Origin of the sequence: Sphingomonas sp. MMS24-J13, assembly GCF_044905095.1 — a bacterium.
Lineage (GTDB): Bacteria > Pseudomonadota > Alphaproteobacteria > Sphingomonadales > Sphingomonadaceae > Sphingomonas_I.
The window spans coordinates 3,299,194-3,322,587 of the sequence record NZ_CP173258.1 but is presented as its reverse complement, the minus strand read 5'-3'; the positions used below and the strand labels follow the sequence as shown (position 1 = coordinate 3,322,587).

Sequence of the window (23,394 nt, the reverse complement as noted above, 5' to 3'; positions counted from 1 at the left end):
CGTAGGTGGACATAAATCCCCTCAGGGAAGAGGAGCCCAGAGTGTTTTATAATCGTCAGAGGAAGCCGGTCTTGCACGTTTCGATCGCACTCGGTGCATCGATCGCGGCATTGATCATATCGGGCACGGGCTATGCCCAAGCGCCCGAAACCCAGTCCGCCACCAATCCCGGCACCCCGCAGCAGGCGGCCGCGTCCGATACCGCCGGTGCCGCTGCTACCGCCGCGAATACGGGCGAGATCGTCGTCACCGCGCAGTTCCGCTCGCAGCGGTTGCAGGATGTGCCGCTCGCCATCACCGCGGTGAATTCGGCTATGCTCGAGGCGCGCAGCCAAACCAATATCGCCGAAGTCGCCAAGCAGGCGCCCAGCGTCGTCATCATCCCCGGCGGCGGCGCGTTCGGCCCGTCGATCGGTGCGTCGATCCGCGGCGTCGGCCAGTTCGACTTCAACCCCGCTTACGAGCCCGGCGTCGGCCTCTATATCGACGACGTCTATTATGCGACCTTGACCGGCGGCCTCTTCGATCTGCTCGATCTCGATCGGGTCGAACTGCAGCGTGGTCCGCAAGGTACGCTCGCCGGCCGCAACTCCGAAGGCGGCGCGATCAAGCTGTTCTCGAAGAAGGCCGATGCCACCGAGGGCGGCTATGTCGATGCCAGCTATGGTTCGCGCCATGAGGTGAGCGTGCGCGCCGGCGCCGATTTCGTGATCGCGGACGGGCTCTATGGCCGCATCGCCGGCGTCTTCAAGCGCCAGGACGGCTATATCTCGCTGCAGGATTATGGCTGCGCCCATCCAGGCAACGTCGAGGGCATCGCCGCCACCCGCGCGAGCGGCAATTGCGAATCCGCCAAGCTCGGCGATACCGATTTCAAGGGCGTGCGCGGCCAGTTGCGTTACAATCCGTCGGACAAGTTCGATGTGACCCTGATCGGCGATTACACCTATCAGAACCAGAACAATTCGCCGGAAGTTCTTACCTACTCGACCGATCCGAACTATATTTGCGGCAAGAAATGCACGTATGCCGATTTCAGCACGGCCAATAATAAATTCCAGAACACGACCAGTTACAAGGGTGGCGGCGTCTCGCTCAACGGCACCTATAAATTCACCGATCACCTCGCGCTGAACTCGATCACCGCCTATCGCAGCTATACCGCGATCTTCGGCACCGATGACGATTTTTCGCCCGGCGTGCGCTCGGGCGGTACCGGTCCCCGGCTCGAAGCCGGCGGTTACGACCGGCTACAGCATCACTTCGTCAGCCAGGAAGTCCGCCTGAACGGCGACATCCTCGACAAGATGTTCGAATATACGATCGGCGGCTATTATTCGTCGCAGAAGACGACGTACTATACCGTCCAGGACATCGGCTATATCGTGCCGGGCGCGTATCTGAACTTCGTCGGCAACGATCCGGTCAACGCCAACAGCAAGGCGGTATTCGGCACCGTGATCGCGCATCCGGGCATCGAGGGCCTGACGCTCACCGGCGGCCTGCGCTACACCAAGGAACATAAGGACTATACGTTCCACCGCACGAACCAGGATGGCACGCCGCTCGGCGGTCTCGCTGCCGCGTTCGGTCTCGCCGCGCTCGACGGCCTGACATCGAACTACGATGGCGATCGCGTCGATTACCGCGCCTCGGTCGATTATCGCTTCTCACCGGCGGTTCTGGTCTATGCGACGGTCTCGACCGGCTTCAAGGGCGGTGGCACCTCGGCGCGGCCTTTCTCGGCGCAGCAGGCGCTGCAGGGCACGTTCAAGCCCGAAACGCTGACCAACTACGAAATCGGCGCCAAGACGGATCTGTTCGATCGCAAGCTGCGTATCAATGTCTCGGCCTATCTCGACAATTACAAGAACATCCAGCTCCCCCTGGCAGATTGCACCGCTTATGGCGGCGGGCCTTGCGGCGTGGTCGCCAACGCCGGCGATGCGCGTAACAAGGGCGTCGAGGTCGAGATCAATGCGCAGCCGGTCGCTGGCCTGCAGATCGATGGTTCGGCCAGCTATATCGACTCGAAGTTCACCAAACTCTCGGCGGCACTCGGCGCAAACTATGTCTCGACCGACCCGGCGACCTTCTCGCCCAAGTGGCAGGCGAGCGGCGGCATCCAGTACAAGGCCCCGCTCGGCGGCAATGCCGGCAGCCTGACGCCGCGGTTGGACTTCATCTACAATGACGAACAATTCACCGGCCGTGCGCTGGGCTATGCTTACTATCTTCCGCGTTATGCACTCGCCAATGCGCATCTGACATGGCGCAATGCCAAGGAGGATCTGGAGATTTCGGGCGCGGTGACCAATTTGTTCAACAAATATTATTACAACGCGATCTTCTCGGCGGTCTATTCCTTCTCGGGCACGGCCTACCAGCAGGTCGGTCGCCCGCGCGAGTGGGAGCTCTCGATCAAGAAGAGGTTCTGATCTTCTGCTCCCTCTCCCCGCCGGGGAGAGGGAGCCAACTCAGCGCATTTCACGGCGTCCGATCGCTTCGGGCGCCGCTTTTTCGTCTCCTGCCACCCGCCCTGAAATTCGGTTAATCGGTTCAGCCGGCGGAAACTTCCTGTATACGAAGCGACTATGCGACGTTATGGCGTGGCCCACGCAATCGGCGCGCCTGTCAAAGGGCGGTCGCTTGGGTGGAGAGGACGGCCGGCGCAAGCCCGCGCGACTCTCGATCGATCTTCAACGCTTCGCCGGTGTTCGCCGACGGGCGCATCTAGGGAAGAAAAGTCTGATGGCACAGAATCTCGAGCAAATCCTCGCCGAAAAGGGCGGTGCGGTGGAGATGCTCCGCAACTCCCAGGCCGGCCCGAACGTCTATCCGGGCGTGCAGCCGGAATATACCAACTGGCGTGACGAGCAGTGGGCCTGGCAGAACACCGCCATCCTCTTCAACCAGTCGTACCACATGGCCGATCTGCTGGTCGAAGGCCCGGACGCGCTCAAGCTGCTGTCCTACCTCGGCATCAACAGCATGAAGGGCTTCACCGTCAACAAGGCGAAGCAGTTCGTGCCGGTCAACTATGACGGCTACGTCATCGGCGACGTGATCCTGTTCTATCTGGCCGAGAACAAGTTCAACCTCGTCGGCCGCGCGCCCGTGCTCGAGTGGGTGACCTTCCATGCCGAGACCGGCAATTACGACGTCAAGGTGACGCTCGATCAGCGCTGGGCGCTGCGCACCGACGGCAAGCGCCTGAACTATCGCTTCCAGGTCCAGGGCCCGAACGCGTTCAAGGTGATGGACAAGGCGATGGGCGGCAACGTGCCCGACCTGAAGTTCTTCAACATGGCCGACGTCGTGATCGCCGGGAAGACCGTCGGCGCGCTCCGCCACGGCATGGCCGGCCAGCCGGGCTACGAGTTGTACGGCCCGTGGGAAGATTATGACGCGGTCCACTCGGCTTTGGTCGAGGCGGGCAAGGAATTCGGCCTGCGCCTGTCGGGCGGCCGTGCCTATTCGTCGAACACGCTCGAGTCCGCTTGGGTCCCGTCGCCGCTGCCGGCCGTCTTCTCGGGCGAGAAGATGAAGCCGTTCCGCGAGTGGCTGGGCGAGAACAGCTACGAGGCGAAGGCTTCGCTCGGCGGTTCGTTCTACAGCGACAATATCGAAGATTATTACCTGACCCCGTGGGACATCGGCTACGGCATCATCGTCAAGTTCGACCATGACTTCATCGGCCGCGAAGCGCTCGAGAAGATCGCCGCCGAAGGCCCGAAGCGCAAGAAGGTGACCCTCGTCCTCAACGAAGAAGACCTCGAGAGCAAGGTGTTCGCGTCGTACCTCCAGAAGGACGAGCTGCCGGCCAAGTTCATGGAGTTCCCGAGCGCGGTCTACTCGATGCACCCGTTCGACAAGGTCATGAAGGACGGCAAGACCATCGGCGTGTCGACCTGGATCGGCTACAGCTCGAACGAGCGCAAGTTCCTGACGCTCGCGATCCTCGACAACGAGTATGCCGAGCCCGGCACCGAAGTCACCTTCGTGTGGGGCGAGGAGAACGGCGGCTCGAAGAAGCCGACCGTCGAGCCGCACAAGCAGGTCGAACTGCGCGCGATGGTTGCCGCAGCGCCTTATGCTGAGGTTGCTCGCACCCTGTACGCCGATAGCTGGCGCACCAAGGCGAAGTAACTTCGCAATTGCAGCATAGATAGGGTTTCCTTCGTAGAAACCCCTATTGCTTTCGCAGTCGCACAATGAAATAGGAGGGCGTCCCACTGGCAACGGTGGGACGCCCTTCTTATATCCGGCCAACCCCCGCGCGATCGAAAGGTCAGCTGATGCGAACCCGTCCCTATGCCCTCGAAGAACTGGAAGATATTCCGGGCACGACGGTGTTCACTGCGATGCGTTCGCGCGAGGCCTACCATCTCCACAAATTTTGCATGTCGCTGATGGAAGCGCCCAACCGTGAGGCGTTCAAGGCGGACGAGCGCGCTTACCTCGATCGCTACCGGATGAGCGAGGCGCAGAAGCAGGCGGTGCTCGACCGCGATTTCAACCGGCTGATCGATCTGGGCGGCAATATCTATTTCCTCGTCAAGCTGTCGAACACCGATGGCTGGAGCGTGCAGAAGGCGGTCGGATCGATGTCCGGCATGACGGCCGACGAATATGCGGCGATGATGCGCAATGGCGGCCGCTCCCCCGAGGGTAACCGTTCGATCCGCGAGGGCAACTGATGGCTCGCATTACCGCCGGCGTCGCGACCAGCCACGTCCCTGCGATCGGCGCGGCGCTGGATCATGGCCGCACCGCGGAGCCTTATTGGGCGCCGGTCTTCGCCGGTTACGACTGGGTCAAGGCGTGGGAGGCGGAGGAAAAGCCCGACGTCATCATCCTGTGCTATAACGATCACGCCACCAGCCTGATGCTCGATGTGGTGCCGACCTTCGCGCTCGGCTGTGCAGAAGAGTTCGCGCCGGCCGACGAAGGCTGGGGCGCGCGCCCGGTGCCGACGGTGATCGGCCATCCCGAATTCGCGTCGCATCTGGCCGAGCAGCTCGTTCTCGACGAATTCGATCTCACGATCATGAACCACATGGATGTGGATCATGGCCTGACCGTGCCGCTGTCGCTGATGTTCGGTCAGGTCGATGAATGGCCGGTCAAGGTCATCCCGCTTGCGGTCAACGTCACGCAGTTTCCAACGCCCTCGGGCAATCGCTGCTGGATGCTCGGCGAGGCGATCGGCCATGCGGTCGAAAGCTACCCCGAGGATCTGAACGTCCAGATCTGGGGCACCGGCGGCATGAGCCACCAGCTCCAGGGGCCGCGCGCCGGCTTGATCAATCCCGAATTCGACAATGCCTTCCTCGACGGGCTGATCGACGGCACCGACGAACTGCGCAAGATCACGCGCCTCGAATATCTGCGCGAATCGGGTTCCGAGGGGATCGAGCTGATCATGTGGCTGATCATGCGCGCTGCCTTGGGCGCCGAGGTCGAGCAGCTTCATCGCTTCTATCACGTGCCCGCCTCGAACACCGCGGTCGGCCACGTCGTGTTCCGCCCCAAGGGTAAGGTCGAGACCGTAGCCGAGGCGGCGTAATTTGTCCGTCGCCCCTGCGCAGGGAGGGGCCCATGTCTCTCGCCACCGGCGACACCTTGAATTGATAGAGCGATGGGGCCCTGCCTGTGCAGGGGCGGCGGTGTTGCTTTTCGCCGCACATCGTCTCGCGAATATCACGGAGGGTGCCAAACCCTGCAAACTCTGCTAGGGCGCCTTCTTTGCAAGCGATGCGCTCCTTGTAGCGCCGCCCCGGCCTCCCATCTTGAGACGTTCATGGACTTTCAGAATCTTCCCCCGCTCCTCGCCGGAGCGCTTGCCGAGCACGGCTATACCGCTCCCACCCCTGTTCAGGCCGCGGTACTCGAGGCCGAAACCGAAGGCCGCGACATGATCGTCTCGGCGCAGACCGGATCGGGCAAGACCGTCGCCTTCGGCCTCGCCATGGCGGCCCAGTTGATCGAAGGCGATCGCCTGCCGGCCCCGCAGAAGCCGCTTGCGCTGATCATCGCGCCGACGCGCGAACTGGCGCTGCAGGTCAGCCGCGAGCTGGTCTGGCTCTACAAGGATGCCGGCGCGCGCATCGCCACCTGCGTCGGCGGCATGGATGCCTCGCGTGAGCGCCGCGCGCTGTCGCACGGCACGCATATCGTGGTCGGCACGCCCGGCCGCCTGCGCGATCACCTCGAACGCGGCGCGCTCGACCTTTCGGCATTGCGCGTGGCGGTGCTGGACGAGGCCGACGAGATGCTCGACATGGGCTTCCGCGAGGATCTCGAAGAGATCCTCGACGCGACCCCGTCCGAGCGCCGCACGCTCATGTTCTCGGCGACGATGCCCAAGCCGATCGTGGCGCTGGCCAAGCGCTACCAGCGCGATGCGCTGCGCATCTCGACCGTTGGCGAGAATCGCGGTCATGGCGACATCGCTTATCAGTGCGTGCTGGTTGCCCCGTCGGACATCGAACATGCCGTGATCAACCTGCTTCGCCTGCACGAGGCCGAGACCGCGATGCTGTTCTGCGCGACGCGCGACAATGTGCGGCATCTCCACGCCAGCCTGCTCGAGCGCGGCTTCGCCGCCGTCGCTTTGTCGGGCGAGCATAGCCAGAACGAGCGCAATGCCGCGCTGCAGGCGTTGCGCGATCGTCGCGCCCGCGTCTGTGTCGCCACCGACGTCGCCGCGCGCGGCATCGATCTGCCGAGCCTGAGCCTGGTCGTCCATGTCGAGTTGCCGCGCGACGCCGAAGCCTTGCAGCATCGCTCGGGTCGTACCGGGCGTGCGGGCAAGAAGGGCACCGCGGTGCTGATCGTGCCCTATCCCCGCCGACGCCGGGTCGAGGGCGTGCTCAAGGGCGCGAACATCAACGCCGAATGGATGACCGCGCCGACGCCGGACGACATTCGCGCCAAGGATCGTGAACGTTTGCTCACGGCCCTGCTCGAGCCGATCGAACTGGACGATGACGATCGGGCGCTCGGCGCGACTTTGCTCGCGCAGAAGAGCCCCGAGGATATCGCGGCCATGCTGGTCCGCCAGCACCGCGCTTCGCTGCCCCAGCCCGAGGAACTGATCGACGCAACGCCCGAGGCGCAGCGCGCGGCGCAGCAGGATCGCCACCGTCCGGGTTTCGATGACGTGGTGTGGTTCCGCATGGATATCGGCCGCCGCCAGAATGCCGATCCGCGCTGGATCCTGCCTCTGCTGTGCCGCCGCGGGCATATCACCAAGGGCGAGATCGGCGCGATCCGGATCGCGCCGACCGAAACCTTCTTTCAGGTGCCTCGTGCGATCGCTGCGAAGTTTGCGGCGGCGGTGGTGCGCACCGGCAGCGCGCACGACGATGGTGCCAACGTCCTGATCGAACAGTCCGATCGCGGGCCCGAACCGGCTATGCGGGGCGCACCCGCCGGACGTCGGCCGAACGGTCCGCCGCGGGGCAAGCCGGTGGCTCATCGCGCGGGGCCGCGTCCGCGGTGAGTGGTGACGTCGTCCGCATCCTGGTGGATGGCGACGCCTGCCCGGTAAAGGACGAGATCTACAAGGTTGCGTATCGTCGCGAGACCCCGGTCACGGTCGTCAGCAATTCATACCTGCGCGTGCCGGCGCATCCGCTGATCCAGCGGGTGGTGGTGAGCGACGGCTTCGACGCGGCGGACGACTGGATCGCCGAGACGGCCGATGCGAAAAGCGTGGTTGTGACGGCGGATATCCTGCTGGCGGATCGGTGTCTGAAGGCCGGCGCGTCAGTGCTGTCGCCGACCGGCAAGCCTTTCACCACGGGCTCGATCGGTGCGGCCGTCGCGACGCGTGCGATCATGGCAGACCTGCGCGCGGGTGGGGAGCAATTGGGCGGGCCGGCGCCGTTCGCAAAACAGGATCGCTCCCGCTTCCTGCAAGCGCTCGATCAGGCGCTGGTGCGGTTGGCGAGGGGCTGAGTGCCATCCTGCCTGATGGGGGCTTTTTAAACCTCGTCGACCCCCGACAAAAACCGCCGCTGCGCTATCTTGAGCAGCCCCAGCGCACGCTCCTTGAACGTCTCGTCGAACCGCACCGACGGCACTGCGACGCTGATCGCGCCGACCGGCTGCCCGCCGTCGTTCCCCACCGGCACCGCCACGCTGATCAGTCCCAAAGTATGCTCGTGTTCGGAGAGGGCATAACCGCGCTGGCGGATCAGCGCCAAATCCTTGCGCAGCTTCGATCGCGAGGTGAGCGTGTAATCGGTGAAGGTGCGCAATTCGCGCTGGGCGAGATAGGTTTCCTGCTCTTCCTTCGATCGGTAGGCGAGCAGCACCTTGCCGGCGGCGAAGGCATGCAGGGGACCGCGTGCGCCGACCGCCATCGAATAGTTGAGCGCCTGGTTGGACATGTCCGAAACCTGCGCCAGCAATTCGTCGCCATGCGCCTCGAAATAGCCGCACGTCTCGTTGAGCTGGGTGCGCAACCAGCGCACGATCGGCGCCGCGCGTTCGACCGGCGGGCGTTCGTCGGCGGCGAGCAGCCCGCTCAGGCCGGGGCCGATGCGATAGGTTCGGCGCTCGCCCATCACCAGCCAGCCGCGGGCCACCAAAGTCGAGAGCAGATAGGACAGGCTGCTGCCGGGTATGCCGAGCGCGTCGGACAATTGCTGTGCGGTCAGCGGCTGACGAGCGTGCGCGACATGCTCGATCAGGTCGATCGTGCGGCTCGCGGATTTGACCGACATATCTCCGCGCATGTTCACGCGCTTCAGATGCGTGAAGCTTCACGTTTCTGTCAAGCAGTGCGGCTATGCTGGACTTGGGGCCGTGCGCGCAATATGCGCCCACCTCAAGTGGGCAATTGCCCACTTCGATCAAGGATATACGATGACGCCGCTCGATCGCCTCTTTGCCGAGCACCAGATCGCCGATCTCGTCACCCGCTACGCCATGTATAATGACGACGGCGATTATGACGCGGTGGCGGCGTTGTTCACCGATGATGCCAGCTTCGTTCGCCCCTCGGGGGGCGATCCGATCGTCGGCCGCGATGCGATTCGGGCCTCCTACGAAGGCCGCGCGCCGCGCATCTCGCGCCACCTGATCACCAATATCGTCGTCGATCTCGCAACCGAAGACGAAGCGAATGTGCGCAGCACGATCGTGCTCTACACGGCGCCGCCGGGAGGCCTGCCCGCCGACGCCAACAAGCCCGCTCTGCTCGGTGGCTTCCGCGATCGGGTGGTGAAGACCGCCGATGGCTGGCGCTTCGCGGTGCGCGAAGGCTTTCTCGACCTCAAGCTCGACTGAATTTTCGGAGACCCCATGGCCTTTATCGAAACGACCCATGTCGGCAGCCTGCCGCGCGCCGATGCCTTGGCGATGCTGCTGATCGCACGCGATCGCGGCGAGCCGGTCGATCCTGCCAAGTTCGACGCGCTCGTCCAGAGCGAGATCGAGGATGCGATCGAGGCGCAGGTGAAGGCCGGCGTGTCGATCGTGAGCGACGGCGAACTCGGCAAGGTCGGCTATTCGACCTATGTGACCGAGCGCCTGTCGGGCTTCGGCGGGCATGTCGATCGCACGCCGGCCAAGGATCTGGCCGATCTGCCCGAATTGCGCCGCAAGCTCACGGCGATCATGGGTTCGCAGGAATTCGTCCGTGCGTCCTGCATCGGGCCGGTTAAACTGGTGAATCTGGAGCCTGCACACGACGATATCCGCCGCTTCAAGCTCGCGATGGAGCGCAAGGGCACTGGCGTGCGCGGGTTCATGAATGCCGCCTCGCCCGGTCTCATCACCGCCTTCCAGCCCAACCAATATTATCCGAGCCACGAAGCCTATCTGGCCGACGTGGTCGATGCGATGCGGCCGGAATATGAGGCGATCATCGCCGCCGGCTTCGATCTCCAGCTCGATGCGCCCGATCTCGCCATGTCGCGCCACACCGGCTACCAGCATCTGAGCGAGGCTGAGTTCCTCGAACGCGCCGCCCAGAATGTCGAGGCGCTCAACGCCGCCACCGCCAACATCCCGCCCGAGCGGATGCGCGTCCACATCTGCTGGGGCAATTATGAAGGGCCGCACGATCAGGATATTCCGCTCGAACGCGTGATCGACATCATCCTGAAGCTGCGCCCGTCGCAATTGCTGTTCGAAGGCGCCAATCCGCGCCACGAGCATGAATGGATCGTCTGGCGCGACGCGGCCGTGCCCGACGACAAGATCCTCGCGCCCGGGCTGATCGACACCTGCTCCAACTATGTCGAGCACCCCGAGCTGATCGCCCAGCGGATCGAGCGCTTCGCACGCATCGTCGGCGCGGATCGGGTGATCGCGAGCACCGATTGCGGGTTCGGGACCTTCGCCGGTTACGGCAAGATCGATCCGGCGGTGACGTGGAAGAAGCTCACATCGCTGCGCCAGGGCGCGGATCTGGCGGCGAAGCGGGTTTAATTCACCGTCGCCCCTGCGCAGGCAGGGGCCCATGTCTCTCATTCCGAACGCTGTCTGGCGTCGATGGAGCGATGGGCCTCGCCTGTGCGGGGGCGACGGTTATTTAGCAGGCTGCGGAAAAACGCGCGTAACCGGCCGTTTTGTCCATTGGATTGAGGGCTTGGACGGGCCTCGGCGCGGGGTTACGGGCGTCCATTTTGGCCATTTTGCTCGGACTGCGCCGATTTGAGGCGGAGTCCGAGCATGGTCAGGCAGCCGCGATCAGCTTGGGTATCCGGATGAGGTTGTAGGCGGCGGTGGTCAAGATGAAGGCCCATCCGACGCGATCGGTGCCCCTGTGGCGGGTCTTGCGCAGTCCGCCGGTGGTCTTGGTCCAGCCGAACACCTCTTCGATGCGCTTTCGGACGCGCAGGCTGATGGCATAGCCGGGATGGCGGGTTGTGCGGCCGTCGATGGCGCTCCTGCGCCGTCGGTCGCCGGCGGGCGTGATCTGCTCGTTGCGGGCGATGTGCGGTGAGACTTTGCGGGCGCGCAGTTCGCGAACGAACTCGCGCGCATCATAGGCCTTGTCGGCGCCCAAGGTTATACGGCCGCTGGCTCCCAGCGCATCGACCAGCGCCAGCGCGGCCTCGCGTTCCGCGGTGCCCGTCGCCTGCGTGAGGGTGGCACCGACTACCAGGCCATTGCGGTTCTCCATCAACACATGCCCCATGAACGCCATGCGTGACGACTGGCCGTTGGCCTTGCGGTAGAGCTTCGCCTCGGGATCGGTGGTCGAGGTATGGGTCTGGTTCGATCGCTTCTCGCCGCGAAAGTCGCGCTCGGCATTGCGTCCCGGCCCCGGCGGTCCATCGCCATCATCCTTGCGACGGAAGCTCTTCATCGACGCCCAGGCGTCGATCAGCGTGCCATCCACCGAGAAGTGATCATCCGAAAGCAAGTCGCGGCTTCGGGCCTGCGCCACCACCGCAGCCAGGAACCGGGTCGCGACATCGCCTTCCAGGAGCCGGTCGCGGTTCTTGGTGAACACCGTGGCGTCCCAGACTGTCGCATCCATCGACAGGCCGACGAACCAGCGGAACAGCAGGTTGTAGTCCAACTGCTCCATCAGCTGACGCTCGGAACGGATCGAATAAAAGACCTGCAGTAGAAGCGCGCGAAGCAGCTTCTCGGGCGCGATCGAGGGGCGACCCGTCTTCGCGTACATCCCCTCGAAATCGCCCGACAGAACCTCAAGCACTTCGTCGACCATAGCGCGGATCGGACGAAGCGGATGACCCAGGGGAACCCGCGCCTCGCAACTCACATAGGAAAACAGGCTATCCGTCCGAACGTCCTCGCCGCGCATGCCGCACCCCAAAACTCACCGCGACACTTGAATCACGACCGACGCATCCCGGAAAGAGTTTTTCCGCAGCCTGTTAGATCAATATCCGACCGTGAACCGCTCGCCCTTATGCTTGGGGCTCTCGATCTCATCGAGCAGGGCGATCGAGTAATCTTCGTAGGAGATGTGGCTCTTGCCATCCGCGGCGGTGAGGAGTTCGTCCTTGCCGAGACGGAAGGCGCCGGTCCGCTCGCCCGGGCCGAAGAAGACCGACGGCGACAGGAAGGTCCAGTCGAGTTCGCTGTCGCTCTGCAGGCGCTTGAGCGCCTGGCGGGCGGGTTCGGCCTCGACCTTGATGAAATCGGGGAAGCCCTCGGTATCGATCAATTGCTTGCCCGGCGCGACCTCGAGGCTCGCGGCACCGCCGACGATCAGCACGCGCTTGCCCACCTTCTTGAGCGTCGCCAGCACCTTCTCGAAATCGAGATCCTGGAAGCGCACCGACAGCACGACGACGTCGGCGCCTTTTACCGCATCTAGGATCTGCGCTTCGTCGGTCAGGTCGGCCGCCACCGGCGTCACGCCCGGCTTGGCTTCGATCGAGGCGGTGTTGCGGGCGATCGCGATCACCTCGTGCCCGCGCGATGTGGCTTCCGCCGTCACCCGCTGCCCGACATTCCCGCTGGCCCCGATCAATGCGATCTTCATATGCTCTCTCCTTGTCCTTCGCCGGTTGATTATCACCCGTCCGCGCGTCCGGGCGCACAGAATATGTGTCACCCCGTGCGATTAATCTTGGCGTCGCGGCTTTGCCCGAATTGCAACATCTGTTACAATCAATCGATCATAAAGGAGACTGAGGATGGCGAGCATTCTGCCCGAAGGCGTCAACATTGCGCACCCCGACAAGCTCTATATCGGCGGCGAATGGATCGCGCCGGTCGATGGCGGCACGATCGAAGTGGTCTCGCCGCATACCGAGCAGGTCGCCGCGGTCGTCGCCGAGGCGCGCGAAGCGGACATGGACAAGGCGGTTGCCGCCGCACGCAAGGCATTCGATACCGGCCCCTGGCCGACGATGGAGCCAGCCGAACGCGCCGATTATCTGCGCAAGATGGCAGCACATCTCGGGACCCGCGCGAGCGAGATCGAGGCGGCTTTCATCGCCGAGATCGGCGCGCTCGCCAGCTTCGCGCCGGTCGCGTCGATGACCGGCACCGGCACCTTCATGACCTACGCCGATATCGGCGAGTCCTACGAATGGGTGAAGCGCGGCCCGAGCACGATGATTCCCGGCCACGACGCGCTCGTGATTCGCGAGGCGGTCGGCGTGGTCGCCGCGATCGTGCCGTGGAACATGCCCTATGCGATCATGGCGCAGAAGGTTGCGCCGGCCCTGATCGCGGGCTGCACCGTGATCATGAAGCCATCGCCCGAGACGCCGCTCGAGGCGTATCTGATCGCGGAAGCCGCCGAGGCGGCCGGGATCCCGGCCGGCGTCATCAATCTCGTGCCGTCGCATCGCGACGCGGCCGATCATCTCGTCCGCCACAAGGGCGTCGACAAGATCTCCTTCACCGGGTCGACCGCCGCGGGTCGCCGCATCGCCTCGGTGGCGGGCGAGCGTATCGCCCGCGTCACGCTCGAGTTGGGCGGCAAATCGCCGGCGATCGTGCTCGACGATTTCCCGACCGACGCCGCCGCCAAGATCCTCGCGCGCACCATCACCATCCTGTCGGGCCAGGTCTGCGCAATGCTGAGCCGCGCGATCGTGCCTGCCGCCCGCCACGACGAGATCGCGGAGGCGATCGCGACCGAGATGCGCACCGTCAAGGTCGGCACGCCGACCGACCCGACGAGCGAGATGGGGCCAATTGCGATGAAGCGGCAGCTCGAGCGGATCGAAGCCTATGTCGAGAAGGGCAAGGAAGAGGGCGCGACCCTCGTCGTCGGTGGCGTCCGCCCGGCGCATCTCAACAGCGGTTATTATTTCGAGCCGACGCTTTTCTCGAACGTCGATAACGGCATGACGATCGCGCAGGAGGAAATTTTCGGGCCCGTTCTGGCGCTTATCCCCGCGCGTGACGAGGAGCATGCGATCGAGATCGCCAACGATACCGATTTCGGGCTCAACTCGGCGGTCCTGACCAACGATCCCGCGGCGGCCTATCGTGTCGGCCGCCGGATCCGCGCCGGCAATGTCGGCCATAACGGCATGAAGGCTGATTTCTCGCTGCCTTTTGGCGGCTTCAAGCAGTCCGGTGTCGGCCGCGAGGGGGGGATTGAGGGGCTTGCCCCCTATCTCGAAACCAAGACGATGCTGATCGAGCGCGTAGCCGAGGCCCCGGTCGCGGCCGAATAAGTGTCTTTCGCCCTGATCCGGCTTGATCGGATCAGGGCCTTCCTTGCGCGATGCCGCGGGTGGGTCATCGCCAATCCGAATAATGCGTCTAAGAGGCTTGCATCACTAAGGCACCCCACCGCAGAATTGGGGTGGATGATTTGGAGCCGGGGGGCGTAAGCGATCGCATGACCAGCGACCGGCTCGAACGATTGACCGAAAAGGAGCGCGAGGCGCTTCGTCTGGTGCCCACGCACGGCACGATCACCGCTATCGCCGGCGAACTCGGCATTTCCGATTCCGCAGTGAAACTGCGTTTTGCCTCCGCCGCCAAGAAGCTCGGGGTCGTCGGGCGACATGATGCGGCGCGCCTGCTACTCGCGGAGGAGGGCTGGCCACCCTACCTGAATCGGACAGCACCGATTGGTCAGGTTGTACCGATCGCGCCGCTCGATGCTTCTGAAACTCACCAGACGCCGGATGAAGGTGGCGAGGGTACGGCGGACAATGGCTCGATCGACGAACCATCCATCGGCCATCTCGTCGTCCAGATTGCGGATCGCCTGGGTGGCAGGGGAGCCAGGAACCGGCTTTCGCCCTGGCAGCGTGTCGCGTTCATGTTCGCCGTGATGATCCTGGGGCTTCTGCTCTTCTCGATGCTGATGGCGACCCTGACGGAGACGGGCCGCTATGGGCGCAGCCTGCGGACTGACGACCGGACTTCAATCTAGCAGCGGCCCTTTCGTGGTGGCCGCGAAAGGGACGAGACATGCTTCAGGATCGTATCGGTCAGGCCAGGACGGTAGCACGGGGCATCAACAAGGCGGAACTGCGCGGGGCGGCGGCGCTCGAGGATAGCGTCCAGCTGATCAGCGAGATCATCGAGGCGCGCCGTGCGCTCAAATTGCCGCCGACCTATTCGGCCGGGGCCGTCGCGCGCGCCGCCGCCGCGACCAACCTGATGGCCCAGGCGATGGAACAGCTCGCCATCTGCCACCAGGAGCTTGCCGCGCATCGCGCCGATCTCGGGCTCGACTGCGTCGCGTTCGGCGACGAATGCCCGTGGACTTTGGAAGCCGGCAAGCCCGCGACCGGAGAGCCACCGCTCCGGATCGTCGCATGACGCCGGGGATGGCCTGAGCAGACCATGATCGGATAGACCTGTCCTATGGCGTGGCACACCATCCTCTACAACGCGCTGCTCGTGACGTGCGTCCCGTACGCGTTGCTACGTGGAGGGGCGCCGGAACGCTGGTGTGCTGCCGTGGCGCTGCTCGCTACGATCCTGTCCGTCTTCGCGCTGTCCCGATCGGCGATCGTCTATCAGGATGCCGAGGTGGGCACGCTGATCGTGGACGGGCTGGCGCTGGCCGCTTTCTTCACGGTGGCCTTGTTCGCGGATCGTTTCTGGCCCCTGCTCGTCGCGGGGCTGCAGGCGGACGCGGTGATTATCCACCTCTGCAAGCTGATCCGGCCGGATATCCTGCCGCTCGGCTATGCGATCGGCCTTTCGATCTGGAGTTATCCGATCCTGATAGTGCTGGCGATCGGCACTGCGCGTCATCGGCGCCGATTGGCGACACGGGGCAGCGACCCGGCCTGGTCTGCCGGGATGCGGTCGGTCGATCTGCCTTTAGTGAAGAACAGGTTAGGCGAAGTCGTGCCCCTCGATCGATCGCGTGAGGCAATGCGTAAACCATCAACTGGGGGACTGAGATGAAGGAAGCCGCCAATTATGCTGCGGCAGCACGCGCGATGCTGGCATCGCGTCGGAAGATGGAGCAACATTTTCCCGGCCTGTTCGCCGATCCGGCGCGTGACATGCTGCTCGATCTGTTCGTAGCGGCGGAGGAAGGGCGCCAAATGTCGGTCACCAGCTGTTGCGTCGCCGCGATGGTGCCGCCGACGACGGCCTTGCGCTGGCTCGCTCTGCTCAAGGAGCAGGGGTTGGTGCTGGAGGAGCCCGATACACGCGACCGGCGGCAGAAACTGCTGCATCTGGCGCCTTACGCGCGGGCGCATATGAGGGAGTTCATCGATTCCGTGGAAAATCCTCCCCGGTACGGGGAGGGGGACCGCGCCGCGTAGCGGCGTGGCGGAGGGCGCTCATGCATGGCCACGCATGGCGCTCCCTCCCGTACCGCGAACATTGGGCTGATTCGAATGCGGCCGCCGCGGCCGAATCCAGTGCTTGCCCCTTGGCCCGGGCCGTTCTAAATCCGCATCATACGTGACGGCCGCTCCGTGCAGGGGCGGCCCTTTTATTATCCGGAGACTTTCAGTGGCCCAGCCGCTCATGCCCCACGCGACCGCATCTTGGCTGGTCGACAACACCTCGCTCTCATTCCAGCAAATCGCGGATTTCTGCGGGCTGCACATTCTGGAAATCCAGGCGATCGCCGACGACACCGCCGCGACCAAGCTGACCGGGCGCGATCCGGTGCGCGCGCACGAGATCACGCTCGAGGAAATCGAGAAGGGCCAGAAGGACCCGAACTACAAGCTGGTCATCTCGAAGGGGCCCGAGCCGGTCCGCCGTACCAAGGGGCCGCGCTATACCCCGGTCTCGAAGCGGCAGGACAAGCCCGACGGCATCGCCTGGATCATCCGCAACCACCCCGAGGTTTCGGATGGGCAGATCAGCCAGCTGATCGGCACCACCCGCACCACCATCGCCGCGATTCGCGATCGCACCCACTGGAACATCGCCAACATCACCCCGAAGGATCCGGTAACGCTCGGCCTGACCTCGCAGCGCGAGCTTGACGCCATCGTCGCCAAGGCGGCCAAGGCCGCAGGTATCGAGGCGCCCGTCGATACGCGGCTCGAGGGCGATCGCGAGGCGTTGATCTCGCAGCTGCGCCACGAGCGCGAGCACGGGACGCATGTTGCCCCGACGGGGACGGCGGCGGCGGCGCCTGCGGATTCGCGGCTGTTGTCGGACGTCGATGCTCTGTTCGGCAAGCGGAACTGACGCGGCCCGTTCCGTTCATCGGATACGATTTCGTGCTGCTTGACCGGCGCCCCCCGCAGCCTCAGAAGCGTGCCCGCTTATGAGCGACGACCCCCAAATCGCACAACTCTCGTTCGAGGATGCGCTGAAGCGCCTCGAGGCGATCGTTCACCGCCTCGAAAGCGGCGAGGCCAGTCTCGAGGAATCGATCGAGCTTTATGGAGAGGGCGATCGCCTGCGCAAGCAGTGCGAGGCGCGGCTCCAGGCGGCGCAGGCGCGAATTGAGAAGATCACGCTCGGCTCCGATGGGCGCCCGGGCGGCGTACAAACCTTCGATGCCGGTTGAGGCGGATATGGCGGTCGTCGGAATGGCGTTGAAATCGGCGATGGACCGCGTTTCCGCGGATATCGACGCGGCATTCGATCTGCTGCTCGCGATCCCGGATGATCCGCGCCGGCGGCTGTACGAGGCGATGCGCCATGCTGCGATCGGCGGCGGCAAAAGGCTGCGCCCGCTGCTGGTGCGCGCGGCGTCCGATCTGTTCCATGTCGATCGGGTGCCGGCGCTTCGTGCGGGCATCGCGATCGAGTGCATTCACGTCTACAGCCTCGTGCATGACGACATGCCATGCATGGACGATGACGATCTGCGCCGCGGCAAGCCCACGGTTCACAAGGCGTTCGACGAGGCGACCGCGGTGTTGGCCGGCGATTCGCTTCACGCGCTGGCGTTCGAGGTGCTGGCCGATCCCGAGACCCATCCCGATCCGTTCATTCGCGTCGAATTGCTAGGCGAGCTCGCGAAGGCAGCCGGCCCGGCTGGCATGGCGGGCGGCCAGATGATGGATCTGGAGGCCGAGGCGTCCGAATTCGATCTCGCCGCGGTCACCCGGTTGCAGCAGCTGAAGACCGGCGCGCTGATCGGCTTCTGCCTTGAGGCAGGTGCGATCCTCGGCCGCGTTGCGCCCGAGGGCCGCAAGCCGCTCCGCGCTTACGCCCGTGATCTCGGCCTCGCCTTCCAGATCGCCGACGACCTGCTCGACGTCGAGGGCGCCGAGGAGAATACCGGCAAGGCGGTCGGCAAGGACGCTGCCGCGGGTAAGGAGACCTTCGTTTCGCTGCTCGGGGTCGAGCGTGCGCGCCAGCAGGCCCGAATATTGGTCGATCAGGCGATTGGCCATCTCGCCAGCTTCGGTGCCGAAGCCGATCTGCTGCGTGCCATCGCGCGTTATGTGGTGGAGCGCGATCGGTGAAACGGGTGGCGGTCTATACCGGCACCTTTGATCCGCTGACGCTTGGCCATCTCGATATCATCCGGCGCGCGATCGCGCTGGTCGACAAGCTCGTCATCGGGCTGCCGACCCAGTCGTCCAAATCGCCGCTCTTCTCCCCTGAGGAGCGCCTGGCGGTGGTGCGCCGCGAGGTTGCCGCACTTCCGGGCGAGATCGAGGTCCGTCAGTTCGATGGCCTGGCAGTCAGCTTCGCTTCATCCGTGGGCGCGCATATCATCGTGCGTGGGCTGCGAAGCGGGGCAGACTTCGATTATGAAGATCAGATGGCGGCGATGAACGCGACCATGGCGCCCGATATCGAGACCATCTTCCTGGTGGCGGCGCCGGGCCTGCGCTCGATCGCATCCTCGCTCGTCAAGGAAGTGGCGCGCGGGCATGGCGTGGTCGAGCATTTCGTGCCCCCCGCCGTTGCCGCCGACATTTACGCGCGCCTGCGCTGAAGACCGAATAGAACGGAGCGTCCCTTGTCCCTGAAGTTGTTCGTCGCCTGTCTGATCGGCTTCGCCGTCACCGCGCCTGCCATGGCGCAGGAAACCGGCCCGTCGGGTCTCGCCGAGCCGCGCTATCGCGGGCATGATGGCGAGGCGAGTGTGCCTGCCAAACCGGGCGCGCCCAAAGCCGATCCCGCCAACATCTTCAATATCCAGCTCTCGACCGGCGGGGTGGTCTCGATCCTGCTGCGGCCCGACAAGGCGCCGCTCGCGACCGAACGGGTCAAGACGCTCGCCGGCCGCCATTTCTACGACGGCACGATCTTTCATCGCGTCATCGACGATTTCATGGCGCAGGGCGGGGATCCCAAAGGCACGGGCGAGGGCGGCTCCGATCTGCCCAACCTCAAGTCCGAATTCAACGACCTGCCCCACGTGCGCGGCGCGATGGCGATGGCGCGCGCCGGCGACGTCAACAGTGCCAACAGCCAGTTCTACATCATGCTCTCGCCCAATCTGACGCTCGACGAGCGTTACACGGTGGTCGGGCGCGTCATCGCGGGCATGGCCTACGTCGATCTGATCGAGAAGGGCGAGCCGCCGGTCCACCCGACCCGTATCGTTCGCGCCTGGATCGGCGCACCCCCGGCCGATGCGGCAACACCGCCGGTGGCGGATGCGGCGACTTCGGCTGCGGCCAACCGTGCGGCCGGGCTGGCGGCGCAGGCATCGATCATTGCCGCCGATGCCGCGAAGGCGGCGCAGAAGGGCGATGCCAATATGGCTGCCGATCGCGCGCAGGCGGCCAGCGCCACGGCGCAAGGTGCCGCAAGCGCAGCGAACGATGCCGCGGCTGCCGCCAAGCAGGCGCAGAAGAAGAAAAAGAAGTAAGACGGGTCCCTCTCCCCTGGGGAGGGGCCTTTAAGTCGGCCCATGCGCGTAGACCTGTTCGATTTCGATCTCCCGGCGGACCGCATCGCGCTCCGCCCCGCGAGCCCGCGCGATAGCGCGCGGCTGCTTCTGCTCGCGGGCGACCGCATCGAAGACCATATCGTGAGCGAATTGCCTGATCTGCTGCGGGCGGGCGATTGCCTCGTCTTCAACGATACGCGCGTTATCCCCGCCCAGCTGGAAGGCCGGCGCGGCGATGCGAAGATCGGTGCGACACTCCATAAGCGCGAGGGACCGCGCGACTGGATCGCTTTCGTCCGTAATGCCAAACGCGTGCGGATCGGCGATCGGATCGATTTCGGCGAGGGTGTCGGCGCTACCGCCGCCGCGCGCCACGATGACGGATCGATCCTGCTCTCGTTCGAGGGCGACGAGCCGGTCGAACTATTGCTCGAACGCGCCGGTCGCATGCCGTTGCCGCCCTACATCGCCGGCAAGCGCCCGGCCGATGCGCGCGATCGGGACGATTACCAGACGATGTTCGCGCGCGAGAAGGGTGCCGTCGCCGCGCCCACCGCCGCGCTCCACTTCACCCCCGATCTGATTGCGGCGCTGGACGCCCGCGGCATCGGTCACGCTACGCTCACTCTCCATGTCGGCGCGGGCACCTTCCTGCCGGTCAAGGCCGACGACACCGCCGAGCATCGCATGCATGCCGAATGGGGCCGGATCGATGCCGCCACGGCCGATCGGCTCAATGCCGTGCGGCAAAACGGCGGCCGCCTGATCGCCGTCGGCACGACCAGCCTGCGCCTGATCGAGAGCGCGGCCGATGAAGACGGCCTCATTCGCCCGTTCGAAGGCGACACCGCGATCTTCATCACCCCGGGATACCGCTTCCGCGGCATCGACGGCCTGCTCACCAACTTCCATTTGCCACGCTCGACCCTGTTCATGCTGGTCAGCGCGCTGATGGGGCTGGATCGGATGCAGGCGGCCTATGCCCATGCGATCGCGGGGGGGTACCGCTTCTATTCTTATGGCGATGCGAGTTTATTGCTGCCGTAGAGACGCGTTCTCGATGCGGCGATCACGTTGCCCGCGCATCTCGAAACGAAACCATGCGTCGAGCCTTCTCGTCCCACAGCGCCAATGCCGTCACGGCCAGGCTATCGCGCAACCCGAGCCGCCCCACCGTCTTCAATTCCGGGCAGGCGCGCAGCACTTCGGGCATGCGATAGAAGGGGATTGCGCTGCAGAGGTGGTGGACATGGTGGACGCCGATATTCGCGCTGAACCAGCGCAGGATGTGCGGCAGATCGTAATAGGAACTGCCGTGCAACGCGGCACGCTGGAAATTCCAGTCTTCGTTTCTGTCCCAGCTGGTACGCTCGAACTGATGCTGGACGTAGAACAACCACATCCCGATCGATGCCGCGACCAACGTGATCGGCAATTGGACGAGCAGGACGGTGCGCACGCCGCACAGCCACATCAGCACGCCTACGAGCCCCAGAACCGCGAGGTTGGTACCCATGGTGCTGGCCCAGGGGCGCCAGCTTCGTCGCGTCGACGCGGCGGGCAGGCGATGGCAGAGCAGAAACTGATAGGCCGGCCCTACGCCGAACAGGATCGCGGGGTGACGGTACAGGCGGTAGCCCCATCGCTTCCACCGATCGAGCCCGCGATATTCGGCCACGGTAAGCGTATCGATGTCGCCCAGCCCGCGGCGATCGAGATTGCCGGTGCCCGCATGGTGATGCGCATGGCTGCGCCGCCAGAATTCATAGGGCGTCAGCGTGACCATGCCGATGATCCGGCCGACCCAGCCGTTGGCGGTACGGCGGCGAAAAAAGGAACCATGCCCGCAATCATGCTGGATCAGGAAAAGCCGGAGCAGGAATGCGCCCGCCGGAATCGCCAACAGCAGCCCGGCCCATATTTCGGCACGGACGAGCAGCATGGCTGCCACCCACAGCGTCACGAACGGAATCGCCGTCACTGCCAGTTCGATCAGCGCGCGCTTCGTATCCGCGCCGCGGAAGCGCGCCAATGTCTTTGCCAGCGCCTTTGCATCGACAATCGCACTGGCGTGGGGTGTCGAACCGTGCCCGTCGGCACGTGGAGCCGCTGCATTGGCGCAGCGGTCGTCTGTCTCTGCGGAAATGAGAAAAACTTTCTTGGGTACCCTTGCCCGGGCGGGCTCGGTGGGGATCGGACGCACGATATGCGTCCCTTAAATGGCTACCCCGGGTTACACGCACAAGCGCGTAATCGAAGCAATCTGGTAGGAGAAGCGCCGGTACATCGCAAAAACGCGCCGGAGCGAGGAGGTATCCCGCGCCCGGATACTATTGCAGCACCGAATTCACCGTCCGGCTCAATGCATCCATTTGAAAGGGCTTCCTCAGCACCAACGGACTATTTCCAGCCCTTCTCCCGCGCGGCCGTCTCGGCGCGGCGATCGAGCGGCTCGCCCGCGATCATCGCGGCGACGATCTGGGCGGCGGCCTCGTCGGCGCCGGCCATGCGGTAATCGCCTTGCCCGGCGCTGCCGCCGGCCGAAGCATAGCGCAATTGCCACGCGCCTCGACTTCGACAGGCGATGCCCGACAAATGGGTCGCGGCGAAGCGGCGGCAAAGATTGCCCGCGGAGTCGCGGAAGGTCAGCGCCACGCGGATCGTGCCGGCATCGCCCGAAAGCTGGCTATCGAGGGCGCTCGCAATCTTGGGCGAGACCGCTAGCGCGTCGGGGCGATCGGCGACGCCTGACGGGCTGCTCATGCCGTAGCCCGACAGTACGCCCACGATCAGGCTCGCTGCGACCATTGCGGGGATCGTCCAGCGGCTGACCTCCGCGGGTGCCGCAGCGGCCTTGGCGCGGGCCTTCGCCTTCGCTGCGCGCTCAGCACGGACCGCGGCGAGCGAGATGACCGGCGCCGGCTCGCGCTCCAGATCCTGCTCGGGTGCCGGCACCTCCGCGATCGGACCGAAGGCGGCGGCGAAGCGCGCCTTCATCCGGCGATGACGCTCCGCTATCGCTGCCAGTGCGGGATCGGCCGCGACCGCGCGCGCCATCCACACGGCTTCGTCGTCACTCAATTCGCCGTCGAGCCAGGCGATGACCCGGGCTTCCTCGATCGTTTCAGCCATGGGTCAATCCTCCAATATCGCCAGCAGCGCCTGCCGGCCGCGCACGATGCGGCTGGTGAGCGTGCCGAGCGGTATTTCGAGCACCTTCGCCGCTTCGGCGTAGGATAGCTCCTCGATCATCACCAGCGCCACCGCCTCGCGCTGCTCGTCGGGTAATTGGCTCATGGCGCGCATCAGATAACCCAGTTCCACCTTCGCTTCGGCATCGCCGTCGATCCCGACCGAAAGCCCTTCCTCCTCCGCCGCGCGGCCGCGATCGCGGCGTTGGCGGCTGCGCGCCATATCGATCCACATGTTGCGCATCACGCGATAGCCCCAGGCGGCAAAGTTGGTGCCCGGCTGCCAGCCCCCGCGTGACTTCAGGATCCGCTCGGCGGTCGCCTGCAGCAGATCGTCGGCATCCGCCGCATCGCGCGCCAGACCATGAGCGAAGCGCCGCAGCCGTGGCAGCAGGCTTGCCAGTTGGTCTTCGACCTCGTCCAATCGGATTCCTCTCGCTCATGCGGATTAAACGACCGCGCTACGACGTTTCATCCCTTGGCAGACGGAAAAAGGAAAGA

Annotated in this window: 25 protein-coding genes; 19 read left to right on the top strand and 6 right to left on the bottom strand. The window is 64.8% G+C overall.

Translation table 11 applies throughout. From position 1 onward, the window contains the following. The first annotated feature begins 71 nt into the window (after positions 1-71). The 6 genes from AB4Z44_RS15280 to AB4Z44_RS15255 all read left to right on the top strand — a co-directional run bounded on the left by AB4Z44_RS15280 (position 72) and on the right by AB4Z44_RS15255 (position 7,965). Positions 72-2,438 (top strand): TonB-dependent receptor, encoded by a 2,367-nt coding sequence (locus tag AB4Z44_RS15280; protein WP_404710553.1) that lies wholly within the window; start codon positions 72-74, stop codon positions 2,436-2,438. A 313-nt stretch (positions 2,439-2,751) separates the two neighbouring features. Further along, on the top strand, positions 2,752-4,149 hold the full coding sequence (gene desA, locus AB4Z44_RS15275; RefSeq protein WP_404710552.1) for a syringate O-demethylase: 1,398 nt from the start codon (positions 2,752-2,754) through the stop codon (positions 4,147-4,149). Between the two features lie 149 nt (positions 4,150-4,298). After that, positions 4,299-4,700 carry a protocatechuate 4,5-dioxygenase subunit alpha gene (ligA, locus tag AB4Z44_RS15270; protein ID WP_404710551.1) on the top strand — a complete coding sequence of 134 codons (402 nt, stop codon included), beginning with the start codon at positions 4,299-4,301 and terminating at the stop codon, positions 4,698-4,700. Next, positions 4,700-5,569, top strand: a complete 870-nt coding sequence (locus AB4Z44_RS15265) for a class III extradiol dioxygenase subunit beta (protein ID WP_404710550.1) — start codon at positions 4,700-4,702, stop codon at positions 5,567-5,569. Before ligA ends, AB4Z44_RS15265 begins: the two co-directional genes overlap by 1 nt. Positions 5,570-5,803: 234 nt before the next feature. Next, on the top strand, positions 5,804-7,507 hold the full coding sequence (locus AB4Z44_RS15260; protein WP_404710549.1) for a DEAD/DEAH box helicase: 1,704 nt from the start codon (positions 5,804-5,806) through the stop codon (positions 7,505-7,507). After that, complete coding sequence (locus tag AB4Z44_RS15255) at positions 7,504-7,965, top strand: YaiI/YqxD family protein (protein WP_404710548.1); 462 nt, start codon at positions 7,504-7,506, stop codon at positions 7,963-7,965. The genes AB4Z44_RS15260 and AB4Z44_RS15255 overlap by 4 nt, the downstream gene beginning before the upstream one ends. A 26-nt stretch (positions 7,966-7,991) precedes the next feature. Here AB4Z44_RS15255 and AB4Z44_RS15250 read toward each other — a convergent pair whose 3' ends face one another. Further along, a complete protein-coding gene (locus AB4Z44_RS15250) occupies positions 7,992-8,735 on the bottom strand; it encodes an IclR family transcriptional regulator (RefSeq protein ID WP_404710547.1) in 744 nt (247 codons plus the stop codon). Positions 8,736-8,877: 142 nt separating this feature from the next. Here AB4Z44_RS15250 and AB4Z44_RS15245 point away from each other — a divergent pair, with 142 nt between their 5' ends. Together AB4Z44_RS15245 and AB4Z44_RS15240 are read left to right on the top strand one after the other, a co-directional pair. Further along, positions 8,878-9,300, top strand: a complete 423-nt coding sequence (locus tag AB4Z44_RS15245) for a nuclear transport factor 2 family protein (protein WP_404710546.1) — start codon at positions 8,878-8,880, stop codon at positions 9,298-9,300. Positions 9,301-9,315: 15 nt separating this feature from the next. Further along, the gene (locus AB4Z44_RS15240; protein ID WP_404710545.1) at positions 9,316-10,446 is read left to right on the top strand and encodes a cobalamin-independent methionine synthase II family protein; all 1,131 of its coding nucleotides are present in this window, start codon (positions 9,316-9,318) and stop codon (positions 10,444-10,446) included. Positions 10,447-10,693: 247 nt separating this feature from the next. Here AB4Z44_RS15240 and AB4Z44_RS15235 read toward each other — a convergent pair whose 3' ends face one another. Next, complete coding sequence (locus AB4Z44_RS15235; RefSeq protein ID WP_404710544.1) at positions 10,694-11,794, bottom strand: IS5 family transposase; 1,101 nt, start codon at positions 11,792-11,794, stop codon at positions 10,694-10,696. Positions 11,795-11,872: 78 nt separating this feature from the next. Continuing rightward, on the bottom strand, positions 11,873-12,481 hold the full coding sequence (locus tag AB4Z44_RS15230) for an NAD(P)-dependent oxidoreductase (RefSeq protein WP_404710543.1): 609 nt from the start codon (positions 12,479-12,481) through the stop codon (positions 11,873-11,875). A gap of 154 nt (positions 12,482-12,635) precedes the next feature. On the opposite strand from AB4Z44_RS15230, the gene AB4Z44_RS15225 reads away from it, so the two are divergent. The 11 genes from AB4Z44_RS15225 to queA all read left to right on the top strand — a co-directional run bounded on the left by AB4Z44_RS15225 (position 12,636) and on the right by queA (position 20,749). Next, the gene (locus tag AB4Z44_RS15225; protein WP_404710542.1) at positions 12,636-14,135 is read left to right on the top strand and encodes an aldehyde dehydrogenase; all 1,500 of its coding nucleotides are present in this window, start codon (positions 12,636-12,638) and stop codon (positions 14,133-14,135) included. Between the two features lie 167 nt (positions 14,136-14,302). Continuing rightward, positions 14,303-14,845 (top strand): LuxR C-terminal-related transcriptional regulator, encoded by a 543-nt coding sequence (locus AB4Z44_RS15220; RefSeq protein WP_404710541.1) that lies wholly within the window; start codon positions 14,303-14,305, stop codon positions 14,843-14,845. A gap of 38 nt (positions 14,846-14,883) precedes the next feature. After that, a complete protein-coding gene (locus tag AB4Z44_RS15215) occupies positions 14,884-15,237 on the top strand; it encodes a hypothetical protein (RefSeq protein ID WP_404710540.1) in 354 nt (117 codons plus the stop codon). Positions 15,238-15,282: 45 nt separating this feature from the next. Further along, positions 15,283-15,834, top strand: a complete 552-nt coding sequence (locus tag AB4Z44_RS15210) for a hypothetical protein (RefSeq protein WP_404710539.1) — start codon at positions 15,283-15,285, stop codon at positions 15,832-15,834. After that, the gene (locus tag AB4Z44_RS15205) at positions 15,831-16,202 is read left to right on the top strand and encodes a hypothetical protein (protein WP_404710538.1); all 372 of its coding nucleotides are present in this window, start codon (positions 15,831-15,833) and stop codon (positions 16,200-16,202) included. The genes AB4Z44_RS15210 and AB4Z44_RS15205 overlap by 4 nt, the downstream gene beginning before the upstream one ends. Before the next feature lie 208 nt (positions 16,203-16,410). Next, positions 16,411-17,088 carry a cell cycle transcriptional regulator TrcR gene (locus AB4Z44_RS15200; RefSeq protein WP_404714242.1) on the top strand — a complete coding sequence of 226 codons (678 nt, stop codon included), beginning with the start codon at positions 16,411-16,413 and terminating at the stop codon, positions 17,086-17,088. Between the two features lie 79 nt (positions 17,089-17,167). Continuing rightward, on the top strand, positions 17,168-17,413 hold the full coding sequence (locus AB4Z44_RS15195; RefSeq protein ID WP_404710537.1) for an exodeoxyribonuclease VII small subunit: 246 nt from the start codon (positions 17,168-17,170) through the stop codon (positions 17,411-17,413). A 7-nt stretch (positions 17,414-17,420) separates the two neighbouring features. Then, on the top strand, positions 17,421-18,320 hold the full coding sequence (locus tag AB4Z44_RS15190; RefSeq protein WP_404710536.1) for a polyprenyl synthetase family protein: 900 nt from the start codon (positions 17,421-17,423) through the stop codon (positions 18,318-18,320). Beyond that, positions 18,317-18,799 (top strand): pantetheine-phosphate adenylyltransferase, encoded by a 483-nt coding sequence (gene coaD / locus AB4Z44_RS15185; RefSeq protein WP_404710535.1) that lies wholly within the window; start codon positions 18,317-18,319, stop codon positions 18,797-18,799. The genes AB4Z44_RS15190 and coaD overlap by 4 nt, the downstream gene beginning before the upstream one ends. Before the next feature lie 24 nt (positions 18,800-18,823). Next, a complete protein-coding gene (locus tag AB4Z44_RS15180) occupies positions 18,824-19,681 on the top strand; it encodes a peptidylprolyl isomerase (protein WP_404710534.1) in 858 nt (285 codons plus the stop codon). Positions 19,682-19,723: 42 nt separating this feature from the next. After that, the gene (queA, locus tag AB4Z44_RS15175; RefSeq protein ID WP_404710533.1) at positions 19,724-20,749 is read left to right on the top strand and encodes a tRNA preQ1(34) S-adenosylmethionine ribosyltransferase-isomerase QueA; all 1,026 of its coding nucleotides are present in this window, start codon (positions 19,724-19,726) and stop codon (positions 20,747-20,749) included. A 22-nt stretch (positions 20,750-20,771) separates the two neighbouring features. Here the strand turns inward: queA and AB4Z44_RS15170 are convergent, their stop codons facing one another. The 3 genes from AB4Z44_RS15170 to AB4Z44_RS15160 form a co-directional block, all read right to left on the bottom strand. Beyond that, a complete protein-coding gene (locus AB4Z44_RS15170) occupies positions 20,772-21,734 on the bottom strand; it encodes a fatty acid desaturase (RefSeq protein WP_404710532.1) in 963 nt (320 codons plus the stop codon). 368 nt (positions 21,735-22,102) lie between these two features. Further along, positions 22,103-22,834 (bottom strand): hypothetical protein, encoded by a 732-nt coding sequence (locus tag AB4Z44_RS15165; RefSeq protein ID WP_404710531.1) that lies wholly within the window; start codon positions 22,832-22,834, stop codon positions 22,103-22,105. Between the two features lie 3 nt (positions 22,835-22,837). Then, on the bottom strand, positions 22,838-23,317 hold the full coding sequence (locus AB4Z44_RS15160) for an RNA polymerase sigma factor (RefSeq protein WP_404710530.1): 480 nt from the start codon (positions 23,315-23,317) through the stop codon (positions 22,838-22,840). Between the last annotated feature and the right edge of the window lie 77 nt (positions 23,318-23,394).